The organism is Proteiniphilum sp. UBA5463 (assembly GCF_002427225.1).
Classification (GTDB): domain Bacteria; phylum Bacteroidota; class Bacteroidia; order Bacteroidales; family Dysgonomonadaceae; genus Proteiniphilum; species Proteiniphilum propionicum.
The window spans coordinates 1-18,799 of the sequence record NZ_DIQL01000003.1; the positions used below are offsets into that span (position 1 = coordinate 1).

Genomic DNA, 18,799 nt, shown 5'->3' on the forward strand with positions numbered 1-18,799 from the left:
ATGGCGCCGATGGTACTGCACAATTATGTGGGAGAGTAGGTAGCCGCCGTCCTTTACAAAGCCCTCAGGAGTTATCCTGGGGGCTTTTTTTAATTTTTCTAGTCCTGTTATTTAACTCATTTTGTCGATAGAATCTGCACGTTTGTCTATTTCATTTGTTATCGAGACAACATTTGGTTATTTTTGTTGCCACTCATATGGCAGATTTACAATATCAATCGGTCGTTTGTCAATTTAGCAGGAATACAATATCAGGTGTACAGGGAGGATGGAACAGCCGCTGTTCAATTTTTTCCGGACGACTTTTTAATAACAGAAATTTTTTTCAATCCTTAGTCAAAAATGTATCAAATTAGGATACTTTTGAAAAATTAAAGATGAGCATTTCAATACGGTCTCTAAATAAGATTTACCCGAATGGAAAACAGGCACTGAATAACATCAACATGGAGATTCCAACAGGTATGTTCGGCCTGCTGGGGCCCAACGGAGCAGGTAAATCCACATTGATGCGAATCCTCGTGGCTCTTATGGAACCTACTTCGGGTAAACACTGGGGGCTCATTGATCTCCAGGCCCCACGCCGTTACCGATAAACTTTGCCTACTGAACGGTTCCCCTTTAGGAAACAGATGCATATACCCGTCGAAAACATATCCGCATAACCAGTACTGATTTACTGGCGATGTAATAATGCATGTGTCAGGATTGTGTACACTTGACTATTTGTTGCAACTTTTCAAGTCTTGACAGAGCCTCTTTCTGAGGAAGTTTGTTCATAGGAATATAGTAGTTAAAAGATCAAATATGTTGCTTTCCACTAACATGCGGATATTTTCAATATGTGAAATGCGGGGAGAGGGGTAGGCTTTTAATTATTCCAAATTTCCCATGCTGCCAGAGCCTGAAGCTCCAACATCTCTTTACCGTTTTTAATAACTGCCCCCTGCTCTTTCCCCTTTTTTAGGAAAAGTGTCGTTTCAGGGTTATAAACCAGGTCATAAAGTAGATGACCGGTTGTAAGATACTGATATGGAATATCGGGACAGTTGTCTACATCCGGGAAAGTACCTACAGGTGAAGCATTCACAATAAGTTTATGGTCCAATATAATGGCGGATGTAAGTTCGTTGTATGTGAGCCTGTTATCACCTTTAGAACGAGAGACATATGTCCAATCGATGTTCAAGTCTTTAAGAGCTTGCGCAACAGCCTTTGACGCACCTCCCGTACCCAGAATCAATGCTTTTCTGTGAACATCTGCCTTCAATATAGGGTTAAGAGAGTTTTTAAATCCGGTATAGTCGGTATTGTAACCTGTAAGCTTGTAGTAATACATGTCTCCGGGCTTTCTCTCAATCCTGATCACGTTTACAGCTCCAATTCTTTCTGCTTCGGGGGAGATATCGTGCAAAAATGGAATCACTTTTTCTTTGTAGGGAATTGTAACATTCAGACCCTTCAGATGCTGATTAAAAAGTATAACTCGACGAATATCCAAGATATCCTCCAGTTCGAAATTCAGGTATTCAGCATCAATATTCTCCCGCATGAACTTCTCAGTGAAGAATTTTGCCGAGAAAGAGTGTTTAAGCGGAAAACCAATCAGTCCGTAAGTATCCATTATTTCAAATTATAAAACCGGTTTCTCTGCAATGTATAATGTTGTAATACCAAGCGTATATCGTCTTAAGCGTATGTTTGTAAACCCGTTTTTCTTCAGGATAAGCATCATTTCTCTTCCCTGTGGAAAAGCTGCAATAGACTCGGGAAGATATTCATATGCCCTCTGTTCGGTTGCGAGGATACCTGACAAAACAGGCATTACATATTTGGTATAAGCAGAATAGAGCTGTTTCATCGGTGTTTTGCCGGGTGTTGTAAGTTCAATAAATAGAAATACCCCTCCCGGCTTCAAAACACGAAGCACCTCTTTGAAACTTTTGTCTATATCTTCGAAGTTACGTACCCCAAATGCTATGGTGGAAGCATCGAAGCTGTTATCAGGAAAGTTCATCTCTGCGCAATCCTGTTTTTCGAAAGTTATGATATCGTCAAGTCCTCCTGCTTTCACTTTGCGGCGGCCAATCGACATCATCCCTTCTGAGATATCAACAGCCATGATCTTTTCAGGTTTCAGGATCTTCTGTGCCAGAATAGCGAAATCACCGGTGCCAGTAGCAATGTCCAGTATCTGATGGTGAGGGTATTTTTTCAACACCTTAAGGGCATCACTGCGCCAGTAATTATCAATACCCAGTGATAGTGCACCATTAAGCTTATCATATCCCGGAGCAATTTCATTGAACATGTGAATAATCTGCTCTTTCTTTGGCTTATCGGGATGGTAAGGATTTACCCTTTCTACTTTATAACTCATTTTTCAGGTTTAGTGACTTTTTTACTTTTAGTTGTCAGTGGGTTAAATATTCAGTAATATTATTCTCAATGCGTTTTTCCAGAGCTTTCGCATCTGCTTTCACAAATTTCTTTCCCACAATTTTTTCGTACAATTCAATATATCTTTCCGAAACGCTGTTGCAATATTCATCTGTCATTTCGGGAATTTTTTGTCCGGGTTGCCCCTGAAATCCGTTATCCATAAGCCATTTGCGTACAAACTCTTTCGATAGCTGCCTTTGCTCTTCTCCCTTATCGAAACGCTCTTTATACCCTTCGCTGTAGAAATAGCGTGACGAGTCGGGTGTGTGAATCTCATCTATCAAGTATATTTTACCATCTTTTTTGCCAAACTCGTATTTGGTGTCCACCAGAATAAGCCCCTTTTCAGCAGCCATTTCAGTCCCTCTTTTGAACAGTGCATACGTGTATTCTTCCAGCTGTTCGTAATCTTCCCTGCTTACCAGCCCCTGGGCTAGAATCTCCTCTTTCGAGATGTTTTCATCATGCCCTTCATCTGCTTTAGTGGTAGGAGTGATAACAGGTGATTCAAACTTCTGATTTTCCCGCAATCCATCAGGTAACGAAAGCCCGCAAATGGAACGTACCCCTTTCTTGTATTCGCGCCATGCACTTCCCGTGATGTAGCCGCGGATAACCATTTCTACCTTAAACGGTTCACAACGTATTCCTGCTGTAACCATCGGATCGGGAGAGGCAGTTTTCCAGTTGGGTACAATATCGGAAGTGGCATCGAGAAAGTCGGCTGCTATCTGGTTTAGTACCTGCCCCTTATATGGGATTCCCTTTGGTAATACCACATCGAATGCTGAAATGCGGTCGGTGGTAATCATTACCAGCGTGTCGCTTCCAATGCTGTATACGTCGCGTACTTTTCCATAATAAACACCTGATTGTCCCGGGAAATTATAATTTGTTTTTGTTAACGTATTCATCTTCTCTTTATGATTTTATTTGTTTGTAGTTTATCTTGTATCCTCCGCATTTATGTTGCTGGTATTATGACTTTTGTCTGCTCTTGAGCGTACTAACGCATCTTCTTTCTCATACGCCTCAACTATTCTCTGTACAATCTTATGACGCACAATATCTTTTTTATTGAATTCAACCGTGGCGATGCCTTTGATACCATACAGCACCTTCATTGCGTGAATTAGTCCCGACTGTTGCGAACTTGGCAGGTCTATTTGTGTGATGTCACCTGTTACAATCATTTTCGCGTTTAACCCAAGGCGGGTAAGGAACATTTTTATCTGTGGCTTCGTGGTGTTCTGTGCTTCATCAAGTATAATAACCGCATCGTTGAGGGTACGCCCGCGCATAAAAGCCAGAGGTGCTATCTGAATTATTTTATTTTCGAGATACTCTTTCAGTTTTAAGGGGGGGATCATATCCTCAAGGGCATCATACAGTGGTTGAAGGTAAGGATCAATTTTCTCCTTCATGTCTCCCGGAAGAAACCCCAGTTTTTCGCCTGCTTCTACTGCCGGGCGGCTGAGTATGATCTTGCGTACCTGCTTTGTTTTCAATGCGCGTACAGCCAGGGCAATAGCCGTATAGGTCTTCCCCGATCCGGCAGGGCCAATTGCGAACACCATGTCGTTAAAGTCGAATACTTCAACCAGTTTTTTCTGGTTGAAGGTACGAGCTAATATAGGCTTTCCGTTAAGCCCGTGAATAATGAGGTTGTCCACATTCACCACCGAGGGCGCTTTACCCTTCACTATGTCAAGAATGTCTTCCTCTTTCAGCACATTCATTTCGTTGCTGAATTTCTCCAGCTCATGAATTTTTGCTCCGAACGCCATTAATTCCTCCTCTTCTCCAATTACCTTGATAACATTTCCTCTTGCTACTATTCTAAGTTTTGGGAACAGTGTTTTCAACAGCTGGATATTACTGTTGTTGATGCCGAAAAATACTACCGGGTCTACATTTTCAATGAGTATAATGCGTTCAATCATTCTTGAATTTATGTAAAATTAAGTATATATTGTCTATGTTTATTTTCGTGTCCTTCTATATAATTGATAAAAGCGTTGTTCACAAGACGATTGCCCCCTGGCGTGGGATAGTTGCCCGAGAAATACCAGTCGCCCCGATGGTTGGGGCACGCCTTGTGCAAATCTTCTATACGTTGAAAAACTATCTGGACCTTAGCCTTAATATCATTGGAAGTAAGCATACATGCAATCTTTTCAGAGATCTCCTCTTCAGTAAAAGGTGCGTAAATATCCTTCACGTAATTCACAATCTCTTCCTTACTCTTGTGGCTTTGAGCTACCGATTTTTCGTATGTTTCATCAATCACGTGGTGCATACCGCGTTCCTTAAGAAGCTCAATGGCCGACTTGAAAGCAATAAACTCGCTCATACGCGTCATGTCTATACCATAACAATCAGGATAGCGTATCTGAGGGGAAGATGATACAATAATAATCTTTTTGGGGTCAAGCCTGTCCAGTATTTTGATAATACTCTGTTTTAAAGTTGTTCCACGTACAATACTGTCATCGATAATAACCAGGTTGTCCAAACCTCTTTTCAAAGAGCCATAGGTAACATCGTATACATGAGCTGCAAGGTCGTTCCTGGTATTCCCCTGCGATATAAAAGTACGGAGCTTGATATCTTTGATGGCAACTTTTTCAGAACGGACTCGTTTGGAAAGAATCCGGTCAACTTCCTCTTTGGTAAGTGTACTGCCTTTTTCGAGAATGATGGCCGCTTTCTTGTGGTTGAAATGATCTTCCAGCCCTTGAAGCATCCCGAAGTATGCCACTTCAGCGGTATTGGGTATGAAAGAGAAAACTGTGTTGTCGAAATCGTCATCAATTGCTTTAATTATTTCCGGAACAAGCAGTTCACCCAGTTTTTTGCGTTCACGATAAATATCATAATCCGATCCGCGTGAAAAATATATACGTTCGAAAGAGCAAGGGGTTATTTTTTCTTTTTTCGGGAGGATCTGGTGAAGGCTGACGGTACCGTTTCGCTTCACAATAAATGCTTCTCCAGGCTGCAGTTCGTGCACATCGTCTTTCTTAAGATTAAAAGCAGTTTGAATAACCGGACGCTCCGAAGCTACCACAGCTACCTCACTATCGTGGTAATAAAATGCGGTGCGTATACCCCACGGGTCGCGAAGTGTAAACGCGTCTCCACTCCCAATTAATCCTGAAAGGGCGTAGCCGCCGTCCCAGTTTTTGGAGGCTCGCTTTAAAAGGAATGGGATGTCAAGTCTTTCTTCAATCAAATAACTTACCTCTTGTCCGTCGATATTGTTTTTTTCCAGATGATCGTATTGATATTGTACTTCTCGGTCTAGATAATGGCCTATCGATTCCAGTATGACGAAAGTATCGGCATAATCGCGAGGGTGTTGTCCCTCCGACAGGAGTTGTTGAAACATTTCGTCAACATTTGTCATGTTGAAATTTCCTGCAAGGGCAAGGCTTCTCGATGCCCAGTTGTTACGGCGTAACAGAGGGTGTACATAGGTGAGCCCTATTTTTCCTGATGTGCTATACCGAAGATGGCCTATAAACAGCTCCGAGGCAAACGGTACTACCTTTTTTACAAATTCAATATCGTTAAGCTGATCTGGTGTAAACTGCCTGAACGCGTCATGAACCTTTGAGAATATTTCAGAAATTGCGCCTGAGCCCAGTGCACGCTCTCTGAAAATATATTCACTTCCCGGGGTTGCCTCCAGCTTAACGGCGCCTAGCCCGGCACCTTCCTGGCCGCGGTTATGTTGCTTCTCCATAAGAAGGTAGAGTTTGTCCAGGCCATATTGCCATGTACCATACTTTTTGTAATAATATTCAAGCGGTTTGAGAAGCCGGATTACCGCGATACCGCATTCATGCTTAATGCTGTCAGTCATTTAGAGAGTTTATGTGCAATAATTACATTTTTGCCCTACAAAAGATTAAATGGAGACTATAAAGGCAGAAACCAGTTGATGCCGCCATTAGGGAGGCAATTGCTGCAGGCCATCAATCTCATTTCAATCAGATTTGAAAGGGAATACAAATTTAGCTTTATTTGTGGAGATTCAGGATATTTTGCACCCTTAATCTTATTAAAAATGTCAAAAGTTGGCTCCCCATTACCTGCAATTGAGCATGGATGCGGCTCAGGATCAAGAAAATGCAAGTGTGCATGCAACCGAAGGTGTTAGCAGGTTGCCGAAATTTAATCTGTTGGCGATGGGGAGAAATCGTTCGAGAGAGGTTATCTTTGCATATATTAGGAGGATAATCATGAATTGGAAACAGTTATTATCTGCAAAGAGATTTGGAATGGAGCATTATAAGGGTGCAAAAAAACATGAGCGCACAGAATTTCAACGAGATTATGACAGGCTGATCTTCTCTTCTCCCTTTCGGCGCTTGCAGAACAAAACGCAGGTTTTTCCGCTACCCGGTAGTGTGTTTGTGCATAACAGGTTGACACATAGTCTGGAAGTGTCCAGCGTGGGGCGTTCGCTGGGAGAAAATGTGGCGCGCGCACTGCGAGAAAAGTATCCACGATCGGCAGCACATTTCGAAGAAATTGGTTCGATTGTTTCTGCCGCTTGTTTGGCGCACGATTTAGGCAATCCGCCATTCGGGCACTCAGGGGAGAAGGCTATCTCCACATTTTTTTCTGAGGGGAGCGGGACTTATTTAAAAACACCGGTTGAGGAGGAGGGTGGGAGGTGGGCCGATTTTACCTTTTTCGAAGGTAATGCTAATGCTCTACGGTTGCTTATGCATCAGTTCAGGGGAAGAAGAAGAGGCGGTTTCGCGATGACATACGCCACACTGGGCTCAATAGTTAAATATCCATACTCATCTGAATTGAGCGGAGGAAAAAACAAGTTCGGTTTTTTCGCATCGGAAGAGGATGATTACAGGAATATTGCCGTTGACCTGGGTATAGACGTGCTGAACGGCAACCCGTTGAAGCTGGCACGTTATCCTCTGGTATATCTTGTGGAGGCTGCCGACGATATCTGTTACCAGGTAATGGATATAGAGGATGCCCACAAGCTGCATCTGGTATCTACTGAGAAAGCGATGGAGCTGATGCTCGGTTTTTTTGATGAAGAGGGCCGTCGCAAGCGCACCGCCACATTATCGTATGTAAGCGATGTAAATGAGCAGATTTCTTATCTGCGTGCAGGGGTGATCGGATTACTTGTGGAAGAATGTTCTGAAGTATTTACCGATAATGAAGAGATGATTCTCAACGGGGAGTTTACCGGTTCTCTTATCAAACATATTTCCCCTGTGGCTGTGAGTGCCTACAATAACTGTTCTGATTTTGCCTTTCATAAAATTTATCGTTCTAAAGATGTGCTTGATATTGAACTTGCAGGATATCGTATAATAGGTTTTTTACTTGATGTTTTCACCAATGCTATCCAAAATAAAGATCATGCCTATTCAAAGCTACTTTTGGACAGAATTCCCGATCAGTATGAAACCAATTCACCAAGCATGTACGGGAAAATTCAATCAGTTATTGATTACATATCGGGTATGACAGATGTTTATGCATTGGATCTGTATCGCAAAATCACAGGCATGGGTTTGCCCGATATCTGATTATATACTTCCAATTTGATAATAAAAAATATTTTTTGATTTTTTATTGAAATTATTTGGTAGGTTTTAATTTCTTTTTTATATTTGTAACGTGGTTTTTTCATAATAGTATTAGATTTAAGGTTAACATGTTTGGCAGAATGTCGAGAGACATTCTGTCAATTCGTTTTAAACGTTTTTTGTTGCGGTATTTTTATAAGTAATACTTTATGAAACAAATGAATATAGGGATTATTCAAGAAGTATTCATGCTGAATTACAATTCATGACAGAAGAAACAAAATAAAGTCTAATTTATTTTAAATCCAGTCTAATCTTTTTTACTTTTGTGGTATAATTGTTTGCTTATGCAAAAAAGATACATTATTCTAACTGTCGCTTTTTTTTCTATACTGCTTACCCGGTGTAATTCAGGGGACAAGGAGCTAAACAGGAAATTATCGGAAATGGCAGCCTCTATCAATGAATCAGCCCCTGTCATGCTTGATGGCTACACGCGATTCGAAGAAGCATCGGTATCGTCAGATAACGTCTTCAGATATCGATATACGGTGTTAAATACAACCAACCCGGACTCTCTTGTAGAGAGTGGAGCGGTGGCACTTGTTGAAAATATTAAAAAAGAGTTTTCCGGGAATCCCGATCTGCTCATTTTTAAGGAGAACAAAGTAGTGATAGAATATATGTATAACGATGAAAACAACAGAAACATCAACTTGATACGAATAACACCCGATGATTACCAATAAAATAAGAAGCTATGAACCACTATTTCTACATTGACGCTGCGGGAAAGCAAAAAGGGACTTTCTCTCCTGAGGAGCTCGGACAAGAGAGTATAAAAAGAGACACCCTTGTATGGACACAAGGAATGGAGCAATGGAAACGTGCTGAAGAGGTTGACGAGCTGCAGTATCTTTTTTACGGTACATACAGTACACCTCAACCAACTAATGCGCCTCACCCTTCATCTTATGGGCAGGCTAGTGCTGTACCTGGGTACCGTGAGCAGCCCGTCATGCCCAAATCGTGGCTTGTGGAGTCTATTCTTGTGACTATCTTGCCATTTATGCTGTGCAGCAGCTTCCTGAGCCTTCTCGGAATCATCGGTATAGTATATGCGTCTCAGGTTGAATCCTTCTACAACAGAGGAGACTATGCCGCAGCAGCTGAGGCTTCGCGGTCTGCTGGCAAATGGACCAAAATTGCCATGTGGATAGCAATAGGATGGATACTGTTGATAATAATCTCAATAACTCTTTTTATGGTGTTTATTGGATCTTTTGCTGCTATACCAGGACTAAGCGATTTGATAAATACTTAAAAATGGAAAAAGCCTCATATTCATCTAAGGCAGCATCTCAACGCAATTTGATAAATACTTAATCTATGGAAAAAAATTATAATATGGAAGATCAAAATTTCACACAGCCACCTATTCCGCCACAGCAAGAGAATCATGCAGATAACATTCCTCCTTTAAAACCGGGTAACTGGCTATGGCAGTCTATTTTAGCTACAATATTCTGCTGCATACCATTTGGAATTGTTGGAATTGTTTATGCAGCCAAGGTCGATTCGTTATATTTCAACGGAATGTATGCCAAATCGGAAAGGGCTGCTCAAAAAGCTAAGATGTGGACACTTATAGCTTTTGGTACAGGATTATTGTATCTGATTATTTGGATAATTCTTTTATCTACAGGTAATTTACCTTCATACATGGAAAATATTATTGAGAACAATGCAAGCGGCTACAATTTTTAAGCACGTCTTGCTGAAGCAGTGAAAAAAAACAAGGGATTAGCAATTGGTGCTGCCATAGGTTTTCTTCTTATGGTAGCTCTTTTTGTGTTTTATCGCTTCGATCCATCGGTGAAGCCGTTTTTCCCGAAATGTCCTTTCCTTCTCGCAACCGGTTACGAATGCCCGGGGTGTGGCTCACAAAGGGCTATTCACAGCTTGCTGCATCTTGATATCAGAACTGCATTCAGACAGAATGCTTTTATGGTGCTTGCACTGCCTTATATCATTCTGGGCATTTATCTGGAGTATTTAGGAGGGAAAGAGCAATACCCGAAGATCGAAAAATTCTTTTTTGGCAGATGGGCGGCTGTGGTACTGTTGGTTGTAATTTTTGCCTATTGGATCTTGAGAAATCTGTTTTAAATCAGTGTTTTCTCAAAATATTAATCTCTTGCCGTTCAAGTAAAGATATTGGAGTTCAGCTACATTATCAGCAACAATATCTGCTTAAGATTTTCTAGCTTTAGATACGGTTCGGAATGCAATGTCTATGGTTTCAACTCCGCTATATTTAATGTCGTAACTTCTCCTTCAGGAAACGTCCGGTGTACGATTGATCACATTTTGCTATCTGCTCAGGTGTACCCTCGCACACAATGTATCCTCCGGCTTTGCCACCTTCGGGACCCATGTCAATTATGTAATCGGCGCACTTTACAACCTCCATGTTGTGCTCAATAATGATTACCGTATGTCCGCGTTCGATAAGCGCATTGAAAGCTTTAAGCAGTGTCTTTATATCGTGGAAGTGCAGGCCGGTAGTAGGTTCGTCGAAAATAAAAATAGTGGGCTGCGTTTTTTCTTCCCCCAGATAATATGCCAGTTTTACACGCTGATTTTCACCGCCCGAGAGAGTTGATGATGATTGTCCCAGTTTCAGGTATCCTAATCCCACATCTTGTAAAGGCTGAATTTTTTTAACAATTTTCTTCTCTGCAGCACCTTTCTGCATTCCAAAAAATTCAATGGCACTGTCTATTGTCATTTCTAGCACATCATAGATTGTAACCCCTTTGTATTCAACCTCCAATACCTCGGGTGAGTATCGTTTGCCATGACACGATTCGCACTCCAGCCTGATATCAGCCATGAATTGCATCTCAACAGTAATGGAGCCTTCTCCCTTGCACTCTTCGCAACGGCCTCCTTCCACATTAAAGGAGAAGTAAGCAGGAGAGAAATCCATCTGCCTGGCAAGGGGTTGTGCCGAGAACAGCTTTCTTATTTCGTCAAATGCCTTAAGGTAAGTTACGGGATTGGAACGTGATGATTTTCCAATTGGGTTCTGATCAACATATTCCACTCCTTTCATTAACTTTATATCCCCTGTAATATCGCTGAAATCTGCACGTTCCAGTGCAGTGCCTTTGTAATGAAATTGTAATGCTTTGAAAAAGATTTCGTTTACAAGCGACGATTTCCCGGAGCCGCTTACGCCAGTTACCACGGTCATTACATTAAGCGGAAACTTCACATCGATATTCTTCAGGTTGTTCTGGCGTGCCCCTTTAACTTCAATGTAGTTGTTCCATTTGCGACGTATTTCAGGGATCTCTATCTGCTCTTCACCTGTAAGGTATTTTACGGTATAGCTGTCACTGTTGTTGTCCAGCTCGGACATATACCCCTGGTACATGACTTCACCTCCCAGACGGCCTGCCATGGGACCGATATCAATAATATAGTCTGCTTCACGTATTATCTCTTCATCGTGTTCAACAACAACTACGGTATTGCCTATTTGCTGTAATTCACGAAGTACCTTTATTAACAGGTGAGTGTCTCTTGAATGCAGCCCGATGCTGGGTTCATCCAGTATATATAGCGAACCCACCAGGCTGCTTCCCAGGGAAGATGCCAGGTTGATGCGCTGACTTTCACCTCCTGACAGGGTGTTCGAGAGCCGGTTTAGAGTTAGATAACCAAGCCCCACATCAATAAGAAACCGTAAACGGTTGTTTATCTCTGTCAACAGCCTTTCAGAAATAGCAGCATCAGTTTCATCCAACTGCAGATGTTCGAAAAACAGTTTTAATTCAGTTACCGGCATCATCACCAGCTCGGCAATAGATTTACCGCCTATTTTCACATAAAGTGCTTCCTGTTTAAGCCGTGTGCCTTTGCAAAGGGTACAATCGGTCTTGCCGCGATATCTGGCCAGCATAACCCGGTATTGGATCTTATACAGGTTTTTTTCGAGCATACCAAAGAAGTCGTTGATTCCGTAAATATCTTGTTCATGCCGGCCATTCCATAGTATATCTTTTTCTTCTTCCGACAGATCATAATAGGCGCGGTGGATAGGAAAATCAACTTTATAAGCATTGTAGGTAAATTCTTTTCTCCATTCGCTCATTTTTTCACCTCTCCAACACTGTACACACTCTTCCTGAACTGAGAGGCTTTTATCCGGTATCACCAAGCTTTCATCAATTCCAACTATTTTGCCGAATCCTTCGCATCTGGGACAGGCGCCGGCGGGGCTGTTGAAATTGAACATCAGATCTGAAGGCTCTTCAAAAGTGATGCCGTCGGCCTCGAAACGGTTGGAGAAAGTGAACGATTCAATTCCTTTTTCACCCCAGAAGCGGACAATACATTCGCCGTTACCCTCAAGGAAAGCGGTTTCAACAGAATCGGACAGACGATTGACAGCAGCTTTATCGGGAGAACAGGATAGGCGGTCGATTACCAGCATAACCTCATTTTCGGGAGGAAGTTTTTTCTGTTCCAGTAACTCGTCAATCCGGTAAAACTGTTCTCCCACATCAACACGGGTAAAACCTTCTTTCATAAGTATTTCCAACTGCTCACGCAGGCTTCGGCCGTTTCTCAACTGTATATACGACAATACCGCCATTCGTGTCCCGGCACGGTATTCTTGCATTTTCTGCACCACATCATGTACATAATGTCTTTTTACCTCTCTGCCCGAAACTGGAGAGATAGTTTTTCCTGCCCGGGCATACAATAGACGCAAATATTCATAAATTTCGGTGGAAGTGCCAACCGTGGAGCGCGGATTGCGTGAAGTCGTTTTCTGTTCGATGGCAATAGCGGGAGGAATACCATGTATATAGTCACATTCGGGTTTGTTCATGCGACCCAGAAATTGACGTGCGTAGGCTGAGAGGCTTTCTACATAGCGCCTTTGACCTTCTGCATAAAGCGTATCGAATGCCAATGAAGATTTACCGGAGCCGGAAAGACCGGTAATTACAGTGAAAGTGTTTCTGGGGATAACCACGTCGATGTTTTTGAGGTTATTGACGCGCGCACCTTTTATTTCGATTTGTTTCGGATTACTCATAATTTGTGACACATAACCTGCAAAGGTAATCACTTTAGAAACGCCAAAAAAGGAAGCAGGCACCAAAAAAATCAAAAAAAATAATTATTTTTGTTCCTGAATATGGAGATCTCCTTACCGGAATCAGTTTCCCAAACCTCAAAAATTTACCCAATGGATTCTTTACTTTCCAAATTACAACTTGAGTTTGCCTTACCGTTTTCAAATCCGGTATTGATATTCGCACTGCTTTTGTCGATTGTTCTTTTGTCTCCCATACTACTTAAACGAATTAATGTGCCAAGCATTATCGGTTTGATTGTTGCAGGTGTAATTATCGGCCCTCATGGGCTTAACTGGATTGATAATACTCATGCCGGAGTTGAGATGTTCTCTACCATAGGGTTGCTTTATATTATGTTCATTGTAGGCCTGGAGCTTGATCTCGGTGAGTTTTTGCTCAATAAAAACAAAAGTTTCGCTTTTGGCTTTTACACCTTTGTTATTCCATTACTTGTAGGTTATCCTGTTTGTCATTACCTGCTTGGTTACGATGCCGAAGCAAGTTTCCTTATAGCAAGCATGTTTTCTACACATACGTTGGTGGCCTATCCTATTGTAAGCCGTATGGGGATTTCACGCAATCAGGCGGTAGCAATCACGGTTGGAGGTACTATTTTCACAGATACGGGTGTGCTTATTATACTCGCAATAATTTTATCAAACAGCAACGGAGGGTTTAATTCCACTTTCTTAGTGAATTTGCTGTTCTCGCTGCTTCTCTTCTCCCTGATTATTTTTCTTATTCTGCCACGTATTGCCAAGTGGTTTTTTAAGAGAGCCACATCGGAAAAATATACTACATTTATCTTTGTGCTGTTCGCGGTATTTTCTGCCGGTTTCCTTGTTGAACTGGGAGGAATTGAGCCCATTATCGGGGCATTTGCCGCAGGGTTGGCCCTGAACAGATTAATTCCACATTCATCGGCGTTGATGAACAGGGTTGAGTTTTTCGGGAATGCACTTTTCATCCCTATTTTCCTGATCTCGGTAGGGATGATGGTAGATATAACTGTTGTGCTGGATGGACCACGTACACTTATCGTGGCTTTGACTCTCACAATGGTTGCTCTGCTTGGAAAGTGGCTGGCAGCATGGGCAACACAGAAGACGTTTCGCTATTCCAAAACCCAGAGAACCCTTATTTTCGGGCTTAGCAGCTCACATGCAGCTGCTACGCTGGCCATCATATTGGTGGGTTACAAAGCTGGACTGCTAGATGAATATATTTTAAACGGCACCATTATCCTTATCCTGCTCACTTGTATTGTGGCTTCAGTCTTTACACAAAATGCCGCCAGGGAGATAGCGATCAGCGAAGAGTATGAACCTCTGACTCCCTCTACTATGGGGGAGTTTGCACAGGAAAAGATTCTGGTACCCATTGCCAATCCCACCAATATCGGTCAACATGTTGAGCTGGCGTTACTGCTGAAAGATAAAAAATCGGTAAACCCGGTTTCATTGCTTGGGGTTGTTCCTAACAACCGGGAGGCGGAAAAGAATATTGTGAGTTTTAGGAACCAGTTGCAGGGTTTTGTCTCCACTGCCACGGCTGCAGAGGTAAAAGTAGATATAATTACTACTATTGATCATAATCCTGCCGATGGCATTTCTCGAATAGCTCGTGAAACAATGTCTGATATAGTAATTCTGGGATGGCCTGGAAAAGTGGGGTTATGGGACAGGTTGCTGGGAGAAAAGGTAGACCTTATAATTAAGGGAATGGATAAGAACTTGTTTGTCTGCCATGTGGAGCAGCATCTTATTTCGAATAAACGTATTGTTGTGATCTCACCGCCATTGGCTCAAAAAGAAGATGGCTTCGGGCTCTGGGTGAGCAAAGTAGCCAAGCTCTCCTCAGAGTTGTCAATCCCCGTGCTGCATCTGGGGCACCCTGAAACGCAGGAGATCATTAACGGGCAGAAAAAATCGGGAAATTTCACTTTCCAACCTTTTGTGGATTGGAACAATCCGTTGTCTTGTGGCGACCTGATAAAAAAAGATGATCTTATAATTCTTATTTCTGCCCATAAAGGCTATATTTCTCATATTCCTGTTTTGGAGAGCCTGCCTTCACGCCTTGAGAATCGCTTTCCACATCATAATCGTATCGTTGTCTATCCCAAGCAGCATTCGGCGGATCAGTTGCTGGAAAACGAAGATCATATTTTTATTCCGTAAAACATATTTTTTGAAAAAGCATATGAATCAGTTTAATCGATTAAGTTATTTGTTATTTATTATTGTTTTAATATCCGCTTGCGGTGTCTCAAAAAAAACTTTAACGCATCAATATTCAAACACCCCAAAAAGGGAGTTCCGCGGAGCCTGGATTCAGACCGTGGGGCAGTCGCGTTACACGCATATGAACAGCGCTGCCATGAAACACTATTTTTCGGAGATGGTACGCAAGCTGGATGAAGCAGGTATTAATGCTGTTATTTTTCAGATACGTCCCGAAGCCGATGCATTTTATAAGTCCGACCTGGAACCCTGGAGCCGGTTTTTGACAGGTGAGCAGGGTAAAGCACTCGACGACCCCGATTTTGATCCGCTGGCTTTTATCACTGCGGAGTGCCATAAACGGGGGATGGAGCTCCATGCCTGGCTGAATCCATACAGGGTAAAAACAAATATAAATAATCCGCTTTCTGCCAGCCATATTTACATGAAATATCCCGAACGCTTTATTCAATACGGTAATCAACTGTACTTCGATCCGGGACTACCCGAGAACAGAAGCTTTATTTGCGAGGTCGTTCGCGATATTGTTTCCCGGTATGATGTGGATGCCATCCACATGGACGACTATTTTTACCCCTATCCCATTGCTGGAACCCCTTTTCCTGACGAAAAAAGCTTCAATAACTATGCAGCATCACAGGGATTTTCTGCCGGACAGCTTGCCGATTGGAGAAGAAACAATGTGAATCTGCTTATCAGGCAGATAAAATATACAATTGCCGGTACAAAACCATGGGTGCGATTTGGTATAAGCCCTTTCGGTATTTACCGCAATAAGCGAAGTGATTCGAACGGAAGCGATACGAACGGACTGCAGAATTATGACGACCTTTACGCCGATATTAAACTGTGGGTGGAGAAAGGATGGATCGACTACAACCTGCCGCAACTCTATTGGGAGATAGGGCACAGTGCCGCCGATTATACTACGTTGCTGAACTGGTGGAATGCCAATAATTTTCAACAAACACTCTATATCGGACAGGACTTAAAGCGAAGCATCGATAAAAACGAGCTGGAAGTGAAGATCCGCCAATCGCGTGAAATGCCTTTCGTGAATGGCAATTGCTACTGGTACGGATACCAGATACTGGATAATACGGGTGGTGTGGCTGATATGCTGAAAACCGATATTCACCGTGCCAGGGCATTGGTCCCCGCCAGCACACATATGCACAACGGACGTCCGGGAGCTGTGAAAAAGCTTACGAATATATATACCGAAGATATGCATTTTCTTACATGGGAGCATAAAAAAACGCCTATGAATCCTGAGACAGCGCAGAAATTTGTAGTATATCGTTTCCGCCACGGCGAACGGGTGGATATTGATAGTGCCGAAAATATTGTAACGGTAACGCCCGATAATTTTTTTCTGCTACCTTATGAAGGTGGTGAAACCCGCTGGACATACGTAGTTACCGCATTGGATGCTTTTGGCAACGAATCAAAGGGACAGCGAATAAAAATCAAGCTGTAAAATCACTATCTTTGCATTATCAATTAAATATAAGAGAATGATTGAATCTGAAAGTTTTAGTGAACAGGAAGAGCAAAGTGCAGTTTCGGGCGGACCGGAACATAGCAAAGAAACGGCCAATTCCGGTAAAGAGTTTCCAATGATAGCCAAAACTATGGCGGAGCTGGAGGATGTGTTGGCCGGGGAGCTGATAGCATTGGGCGCAAACAACGTAGAAATTGGTACCCGGATGGTGTCGTTTACCGGCGACAATGCATTGATGTACAAGTCAAATGTGTGTTGCCGTACAGCATTGCGTATATTAAAACCAATTTATACTTTCAAGGCTGATAATGCCGATGAGGTGTATGAGGCACTTAAGCTACTCAACTGGGATGAATATCTGGCATTGGATAATTCATTTTTGATCGATTCAGTGGTCTTTTCGCATATTTTTACTCATTCGAAGTTTGTGGCGTACCGCGTGAAGGATGCTATCTCAGACTGGTTTACAGAAAAGTATGGGAAACGTCCTTCAGTGAGTGTTACAAATCCCGACCTGGTGTTTAATATTCATATTGCACATAACAAATGTACTTTGTCGCTTGACAGTTCAGGCGAATCTCTTCATAAGCGCGGCTACAGGATCGCCCAAACTGAAGCGCCACTGAGCGAGGTGCTGGCGGCTGGGATGATCCTGAAAACTGGATGGCACGGTGAAAGTACGTTTATTGATCCCATGTGCGGGTCGGGGACATTGCTGATTGAAGCGGCAATGATTGCCCTGGGAATCCCACCCGGTATTCACCGGCAGCATTTTGCCTTTGAAAAATGGAAAGATTTTGATGAAAAACTTTTCAGTGAGATATATAATGATGACTCCGGAGCGCGTGAGTTAAGGTATCGCATAATAGGGTGTGATATCTCCCCCAAAGCTATCGCCATAGCAGAAAAAAACATTAAAAATGCGGGATTGAAAAAATATATCGACTTGGAGGTAAAACCTTTTCAACAATTTACTGAAGCACCGGAACCTGCAGGAATTCTGATGACTAACCCTCCTTATGGTGAGCGCATTAAAGTGGAGGATATGGATGAACTTTATTCGATGATAGGTGAACGCCTTAAACACGTCTTTACAGGATACAACGCTTACATATTGAGCTATAGAAAAGAGGCTTTTGATGCAATAGGATTAAGACATTCCAAACGGTTTTTTCTTTATAACGGAGCCCTGGAATGTGAGATGCGTGAGTACGAAATCTTTTCCGGAAAGCGTGATGAGCGTCCCGCAAGAGAATTTTCGGGGAAGAAGACGTCAAGGAAAGATGAGTACCATTACGAAAGAAATTCAAGGGAGGGTTACCGCCGCTCGAAAAGAACCGAACGGGGCGAGGATGACAGGGCGCAAAGTGGCTTCGGCCGTAAGGGTAAGGATAACAGGACACAAAGCAGCTCAGGTTTTCACAGAGAGGGTGAAAGGACGCAAAGCGGTTTTGGCCGTAAGGGTGAGGATGAAAGGAAACAAAGCGGTTTCGGCCGTAAGGGCGAGGATGGCAGGACTAAAAGACTAGAAGGAAAGCCTTTTAAACCCGTGAACCGTTCATTCGGTAAAGAACGTGACTCACGTTTACGAGAACACTCCTCCGATGTAGACCGCAAATCCTACGGACGTTCTTTTGATAAAGAGCATGATGAATTTCCCCGCAAAAAAAAGGATTATAAATCCGGAAAAGTTTTCAAGACTGATAAACGCTCTTCAGATATGCCGCATCCAGGGAAGAAAGGCGAGTATTCAAAAAGAAAAGATAAGCCCGGGGCATGATACTTCATTAAATCTTTATTTATAATACAGATGACCAATTAGTTATGCTGGAATATCAAAAGCGCCATACTCTATTTTGATATTCAGTGAACTAT

14 protein-coding genes and 1 pseudogene are annotated in these 18,799 nt (G+C 42.5%); 9 read left to right on the forward strand and 6 right to left on the reverse strand.

Features of this window, described 5'->3' with window-relative positions; genetic code table 11:
- Window positions 1-377: 377 nt before the first annotated feature.
- Window positions 378-551: pseudogene (locus B3B27_RS00620) on the forward strand (ATP-binding cassette domain-containing protein); the annotation flags it as partial.
- Between the two features lie 320 nt (window positions 552-871).
- Here B3B27_RS00620 and B3B27_RS00625 read toward each other — a convergent pair.
- Genes B3B27_RS00625 through B3B27_RS00645 form a run of 5 tightly spaced genes read right to left on the reverse strand, consistent with a single transcriptional unit; the run spans window position 872 to window position 6,310 of the window.
- Window positions 872-1,624 carry a shikimate dehydrogenase family protein gene (locus tag B3B27_RS00625; protein ID WP_238869095.1) on the reverse strand — a complete coding sequence of 251 codons (753 nt, stop codon included), beginning with the start codon at window positions 1,622-1,624 and terminating at the stop codon, window positions 872-874.
- Between the two features lie 9 nt (window positions 1,625-1,633).
- Entirely contained in the window at window positions 1,634-2,380 is a 747-nt protein-coding gene (gene ubiE / locus B3B27_RS00630; protein ID WP_238869096.1) for a bifunctional demethylmenaquinone methyltransferase/2-methoxy-6-polyprenyl-1,4-benzoquinol methylase UbiE, read from the reverse strand.
- Window positions 2,381-2,414: 34 nt separating this feature from the next.
- On the reverse strand, window positions 2,415-3,356 hold the full coding sequence (locus B3B27_RS00635; RefSeq protein WP_238869098.1) for a phosphoribosylaminoimidazolesuccinocarboxamide synthase: 942 nt from the start codon (window positions 3,354-3,356) through the stop codon (window positions 2,415-2,417).
- Between the two features lie 30 nt (window positions 3,357-3,386).
- Window positions 3,387-4,385, reverse strand: a complete 999-nt coding sequence (locus tag B3B27_RS00640; RefSeq protein WP_238869099.1) for a PhoH family protein — start codon at window positions 4,383-4,385, stop codon at window positions 3,387-3,389.
- Between the two features lie 8 nt (window positions 4,386-4,393).
- The gene (locus tag B3B27_RS00645; protein WP_238869101.1) at window positions 4,394-6,310 is read right to left on the reverse strand and encodes an amidophosphoribosyltransferase; all 1,917 of its coding nucleotides are present in this window, start codon (window positions 6,308-6,310) and stop codon (window positions 4,394-4,396) included.
- 379 nt (window positions 6,311-6,689) lie between these two features.
- Between B3B27_RS00645 and dgt the strand changes: the two genes are divergently transcribed.
- The 5 genes from dgt to B3B27_RS00670 all read left to right on the forward strand — a co-directional run bounded on the left by dgt (window position 6,690) and on the right by B3B27_RS00670 (window position 10,187).
- Window positions 6,690-8,018 carry a dGTP triphosphohydrolase gene (gene dgt, locus B3B27_RS00650; protein ID WP_238869430.1) on the forward strand — a complete coding sequence of 443 codons (1,329 nt, stop codon included), beginning with the start codon at window positions 6,690-6,692 and terminating at the stop codon, window positions 8,016-8,018.
- A 347-nt stretch (window positions 8,019-8,365) separates the two neighbouring features.
- Window positions 8,366-8,767 carry a hypothetical protein gene (locus B3B27_RS00655; RefSeq protein WP_238869102.1) on the forward strand — a complete coding sequence of 134 codons (402 nt, stop codon included), beginning with the start codon at window positions 8,366-8,368 and terminating at the stop codon, window positions 8,765-8,767.
- Between the two features lie 11 nt (window positions 8,768-8,778).
- Window positions 8,779-9,342 (forward strand): GYF domain-containing protein, encoded by a 564-nt coding sequence (locus B3B27_RS00660; protein ID WP_238869104.1) that lies wholly within the window; start codon window positions 8,779-8,781, stop codon window positions 9,340-9,342.
- An 83-nt stretch (window positions 9,343-9,425) separates the two neighbouring features.
- Window positions 9,426-9,785: a CD225/dispanin family protein gene (locus tag B3B27_RS00665; RefSeq protein ID WP_286846505.1), complete on the forward strand. Its 360-nt coding sequence runs from the start codon at window positions 9,426-9,428 to the stop codon at window positions 9,783-9,785.
- 18 nt (window positions 9,786-9,803) lie between these two features.
- Entirely contained in the window at window positions 9,804-10,187 is a 384-nt protein-coding gene (locus tag B3B27_RS00670; protein WP_286844951.1) for a DUF2752 domain-containing protein, read from the forward strand.
- A gap of 148 nt (window positions 10,188-10,335) precedes the next feature.
- Here the strand turns inward: B3B27_RS00670 and uvrA are convergent, their stop codons facing one another.
- On the reverse strand, window positions 10,336-13,134 hold the full coding sequence (uvrA, locus tag B3B27_RS00675) for an excinuclease ABC subunit UvrA (RefSeq protein WP_238869110.1): 2,799 nt from the start codon (window positions 13,132-13,134) through the stop codon (window positions 10,336-10,338).
- A 153-nt stretch (window positions 13,135-13,287) separates the two neighbouring features.
- Here uvrA and B3B27_RS00680 point away from each other — a divergent pair, with 153 nt between their 5' ends.
- From B3B27_RS00680 to B3B27_RS00690, 3 genes are all read left to right on the forward strand, one after another.
- Window positions 13,288-15,357, forward strand: coding sequence for a cation:proton antiporter (locus tag B3B27_RS00680; protein WP_286846506.1), 2,070 nt, complete (start codon window positions 13,288-13,290; stop codon window positions 15,355-15,357).
- A gap of 22 nt (window positions 15,358-15,379) precedes the next feature.
- Window positions 15,380-16,900, forward strand: coding sequence for a glycoside hydrolase family 10 protein (locus B3B27_RS00685; protein ID WP_286833529.1), 1,521 nt, complete (start codon window positions 15,380-15,382; stop codon window positions 16,898-16,900).
- 139 nt (window positions 16,901-17,039) lie between these two features.
- Entirely contained in the window at window positions 17,040-18,704 is a 1,665-nt protein-coding gene (locus tag B3B27_RS00690; RefSeq protein ID WP_286833626.1) for a THUMP domain-containing class I SAM-dependent RNA methyltransferase, read from the forward strand.
- Window positions 18,705-18,799 lie beyond the last annotated feature (95 nt).